This is a genomic window from Xanthomonas sp. SHU 166, from assembly GCF_000364685.1.
In the GTDB taxonomy this organism is placed as follows: Bacteria; Pseudomonadota; Gammaproteobacteria; order Xanthomonadales; family Xanthomonadaceae; genus Xanthomonas_A; species Xanthomonas_A sontii.
In genome coordinates this window covers 1-3,838 of the sequence record NZ_AQOJ01000818.1, presented here as the reverse complement: position 1 = coordinate 3,838, position 3,838 = coordinate 1, and the positions used below count along the sequence as shown (strand labels likewise).

The 3,838-nt window shown below is 71.7% G+C and carries 3 protein-coding genes; 2 read left to right on the top strand and 1 reads right to left on the bottom strand.

Translation table 11 applies throughout. From position 1 onward, the window contains the following. Nucleotides 1-12 precede the first annotated feature (12 nt). The gene (locus D180_RS18800) at nucleotides 13-1,530 is read left to right on the top strand and encodes a GGDEF domain-containing protein (RefSeq protein WP_081616538.1); all 1,518 of its coding nucleotides are present in this window, start codon (nucleotides 13-15) and stop codon (nucleotides 1,528-1,530) included. Nucleotides 1,531-1,632: 102 nt separating this feature from the next. Here the strand turns inward: D180_RS18800 and D180_RS18795 are convergent, their stop codons facing one another. After that, nucleotides 1,633-2,529 (bottom strand): DUF808 domain-containing protein, encoded by an 897-nt coding sequence (locus tag D180_RS18795; protein WP_017914000.1) that lies wholly within the window; start codon nucleotides 2,527-2,529, stop codon nucleotides 1,633-1,635. 140 nt (nucleotides 2,530-2,669) lie between these two features. Between D180_RS18795 and D180_RS18790 the strand changes: the two genes are divergently transcribed. Continuing rightward, on the top strand, nucleotides 2,670-3,838 hold a 1,169-nt coding region (locus tag D180_RS18790), incomplete at its 3' end, for a dihydroxyacetone kinase subunit DhaK (RefSeq protein ID WP_017913999.1).

Sequence of the window (3,838 nt, the reverse complement as noted above, 5' to 3'; positions counted from 1 at the left end):
CCGGCCGCGACGCTGCCGGCGCGCGCGCAGGCGCACGGCCACGGGCACAAGCACGGCCACGCGGCGACGCCCGCGGAGGCGGCGACCGATCCGGCTGCCGCCACCGCCGCGCTGATCCGCCTGTTCCAGCAGGCGCACGAGCCGCAAGGCCTGCTCGGCGCCTTCGCCGACGGCATGGCCTCGCTGCACGGCGAGCTGGGCGACATGGGCAGGCGCCTGCAGTCGGCGGCGAGCAGCGGCGACTGGCCCAGCTATGGCCGCGCGTTGCGCCAGCTGATCGACAAGTACATCCGCACCATCGACGTCGACGACCCGCTGGCCGGGCCCAGCGACAGCGAACGCCTGCGCGACCTGCTGCGACAGACCGTGGCCGGCGCGCTGGCGGCGCTGCTGCACACCCTGCCCGAACTGGCCGGCGAGGCCGAGGCCAGCGGCGAGGCGCTGCGCCAGTGGCGTCCCGGGCAGCCGCTGGAACCGGTGGCGCAACAGGTGCGCGAGCTGTGCCACCAGATCGCGTTGCGCGCCAACGACGGCCAGGAGCAGCAGGCGCTGTTGCTGAGCCTGTTCGACCTGCTGCTGGAGAACGTCGGCGAACTGCTCGACGACACCAGCTGGCTGCAGGGCCAGATCGCGGTGGTGCGCGACCTGATCGCCGGGCCGCTGGACCGCTACTCGATCGAGGAGGCGCGCGGCAGCCTGCGCGAGGTGATCTACAAACAGGGCCTGCTCAAGCAGGGCATCGCCGAGTCCAAGGAGGCGATGAAGGAGCTGATGCTGAGCTTCGTCGCGGACCTGGACGGCATGGCCACCAGCACCGGCGAATTCCACGACCGCATCGCCGACTACTCGCAGACCATCCGCGACGCGCGCAGCATCGCCGACCTCAACCGCCTGCTGCAGGAAGTGCTGCAGGACACCAGCCACGTGCAGGAGCAGGCGCTGCGCGCGCGCGATCACCTGATCGCCGCACGCCAGGAGGTGGAGGCGGCAGAGCAGCGCATCCTGCGCCTGGAGCAGGAACTGCAGGACGTCAGCGGCCTGGTGCGGGTCGACCAGCTCACCGGCGCGCTCAATCGCCGCGGCCTGGACGACCTGTTCGTGCGCGAACTGGTGCGCACCGAGCGCAGCGCGCAGCCACTGTGCGTGGCGATGCTGGACCTCGACGATTTCCGCAAGCTCAACGAGACCTACGGCCACCCCGGCGGCGACAGCGCCCTGCGCCACGTGGTGGAAGTGGCGCGCACCACCTTGCGCGCCAGCGACGCCGTCGCCCGCTTCGGTGGCGAGGAGTTCGTGCTGCTGATGCCGGACTGCACGATCTTCGAGGCCAGTGCGGCGGTGACCCGCGTGCAGCGCGCGCTGGCCCAGCGCGCGGTGGTGCACGAAGACCAGCGCGTGTTCGTCAGCTTCAGCGCCGGCGTCGCCCTGCGCCAACCCGGCGAAGCGCAGGACGCGCTGATCCGCCGCGCCGACCGTGCGCTGTACGAGGCCAAGAAGGCCGGCAAGAATCGGGTGGTGTCGGCAGACTAGCGCCGGCTTTGCCGGCGCGGGATTGGGGAGTCGGGATTGGGGATTGGCAAAAGCGGGAATGCGCGCCGCTGTTACGAATCCCGAATCTCCAATCCCGAATCCCTACTCCCGCACCTTCTTGATGCCCAACACCACCGCCAGCACCAAGGCACCAGCCACGATTCCCACCAAGGCGTTGCCCAGCGCAAGCACCAGGCTGCCCAGCCCGCCGGTTGGGGCAATGCCCTCGATGGCATGGTGCAGCGGTCCGATGCTGTGCACCAGGATGCCACCGCCGACCAGGAACATCGCCGCGGTGCCGGCGACCGACAGCGTGCGCATCAGCCAAGGCGCCAGCCACAGGATGCCGCGGCCGATCGCCGCGGCGGCGGCGCCCTTGCGGCTCAGGTACAGCCCCAGGTCGTCGAGCTTGACGATGCCCGCGACCAGCCCGTAGACGCCGGCGGTCATCGCCAGCGCGATCGCCACCAGCACCGCGAGCTGCTGCACGAACGGCACGCCGGCGACCACGCCCAGCGACAGCACGATGATCTCCGCCGAGAGGATGAAGTCGGTGCGGATCGCGCCCTTGACCTTGTCCTTCTCCAGCGCCACCACGTCCACCTGCTGGTCGGCCAGCGCCTGCACCTGTTGCGCGTGACGTGCCGCGTCCTCTTCCTTCGAATGCAGGAAACGGTGCGCCAGTTTCTCCACGCCCTCGAAGCAGAGGAAGGCGCCGCCGATCATCATCAGCGGGGTGATCGCCCACGGCAGCCAGGCGCTGATCGCCAGCGCCGCCGGCACCAGGATCGCCTTGTTGAGCAGCGAGCCCTTGGCCACCGCCCACACCACCGGCAGTTCGCGGTCGGCGTTCACCCCGGTCACCTGCTGCGCGTTCAGCGCCAGGTCGTCGCCGAGCACGCCGGCGGTCTTCTTGGCCGCGACCTTGGTCAGCAGCGACACGTCGTCGAGCAGGGTGGCGATGTCGTCGAGCAGGGTGAACAGGCTGGCGCCGGCCATGCGGGGATTCCATTCGGGATGAGCGGCGATTCTCGCCGATTCCGCCGACCAGGTGCGTGAGCAGGCCGGCCTCAACCGCGCGTAACGCCGGCCCGGCTATCGTGCGTCACACCGCCGCACGGCCTGCACAGGACACCCGCATGGACCAGTTCCTCACCGCCCCCCGCGCCATCGTCGACGACGTCCTCGCGGCCGCGGCCATGCTGCAACCGCTGCTGCTGTCGGAAACCGACAGCGGCACCCGCATCGTGCTGCAGGCCGAGCGCGATCCGCGCCAGGTCGCGGTGCTGTCCGGCGGTGGCGCCGGGCACGAACCGGCGCATGCCGGCTTCGTCGGCCCGGGCATGCTCAGCGGCGCCATCGCCGGCGACCTGTTCGCCTCGCCCGGCGTGGAAGCGGTGCTGGCGGCGATCCGCGCCTGCGCCGATGCGCCCGGCGTACTGCTGGTGATCAAAAACTACACCGGCGACCGGCTCAACTTCGGCCTGGCCGCCGAGCGCGCCCGTGCCGAGGGCATCGACGTGGCCAGCGTACTGGTCGCCGACGACATTGCCCTGCCCGACGCGGCGCAGCCGCGCGGCATCGCCGGCACGGTGCTGGTGCACAAGTACGTGGGCCACCTGGCGCGCGAGGGCGTGCCGCTGGCCGAACTGGCGCAGCGCGGCCAGGCCTTCGCCGACCGCCTGCTGTCGCTGGGCATGGCGCTGTCCAGTTGCAGCGTACCCGGCCAGCACGTCGGCCGCCGCGCGCCGGAACTGGGGCTGGGCATCCACAACGAGCCCGGGGCGCGGCCGGTGCAGCCTGGCGCGGTGGAAGAGGCGCTGGCGCTGGTGCTGGACCCGCTGCTGGCGCAGGCCGATGCCCGCCTGAGCGCCGACGCGCCGCTGGTGCTGATGCTCAACGATCTCGGCGGCTGCTCGACGCAGGAACTGGGCGTGCTGACGCGGCTGGCGTTGCAGCGCATCGGCGTCGCGCGGGTCGCGCTGATGCCGGTGCCGGCAGCGCTGATGACCTCGATGGACATGCACGGCTTCTCGATCACCCTCGCCCCGGCCGACGCCGACGTGCTGGCCGCACTGCAGGCGCCGGTGCAGACCCTGGGCTGGCCCGGCGTGCGTGTGCCGCATGCAGTGCAGACCTTTGCGCCGGCACTGAAGCGCGACGACAGCCACCGCGATGGCGCGCGCGATGCGCAGTGCGCAGCGGCCCTGGGCCGGGTGGCGCAAGCCCTGATCGCCGCGCAGGCCGAGCTGGACGCGCTGGATGCGCGCAGCGGCGATGGCGACGCCGGCAGCACCTTCGCCGCCGG

Excerpts from the sequence above, each read along its gene's own strand:
- D180_RS18795 (WP_017914000.1), bottom strand. The coding sequence starts at position 2,529 with ATGGCCGGCGCCAGCCTGTTCACCCTGCTCGACGACATCGCCACCCTG.